Annotated in this window: 1 protein-coding gene; it reads left to right on the top strand. The window is 47.2% G+C overall.

From position 1 onward, the window contains the following. Positions 1-689: cadherin-like domain-containing protein (locus A3739_RS04400; RefSeq protein ID WP_156502347.1), on the top strand; the 689-nt coding region annotated here is incomplete at both ends.

Here is a 689-nt window from a genome sequence, read left to right as displayed (position 1 = left end):
CGCTTCAGAATCCAGATTTTGCTCAAGCCGCGCAAGGCATTGCTCAGGATTTACTCGATTCCAACATTAGCGTAGATGACGCGTTGACGCAGCTCGAAGAGGCTCTTAACGACAACGATCCAGATTCTGAGACGACGACTGAAAGTTTTGATGTGATTGTTGAGGAAGCGACTGACCAAGTTGCAGCTGAAGGTGAAGACTTCGATACAAAAACCGTATCTGAAACATTTCAAATGGATGTTACTAGCGTTAATGATGACCCAGATGTCGGTAGTACTATTGAACTTACTATGCAGGAAGATGACTCGCTACTTGTAACGCAACAAGTGTTGCTGGCAAATTCGTCCGATGTGGATGGTGATACGCTCACGGCGTTGAATCTACAGACAGCCAATCCGGAACTGACGATTACAGATAATGGTGATGGGACGTTCACGCTGACACCGGCTGCAAACTTCAATGGCGATCTCGATATTAGTTTCGATGTATTCGATGGTGAAGCGACAGTCGCAGCCAATATCGATTTGACAGTGAACCCAGTGAATGATCTGCCGGTCGCGCAGGATCAGAATTTCCAGATGAACGAAGACGGGACGATCACGCTTACAGATGGGGATCTGTTAACGGGAGCGTCGGATGTTGATGGCGATACGCTGAGTATCTCAGATGTTACATACACAGGTACGGAT

The sequence above is a fragment of the Oleiphilus sp. HI0067 genome, from assembly GCF_001635735.1.
Note: the sequence above shows the minus strand (reverse complement) of the source record. Positions and strands in the feature narration are given on the sequence as shown.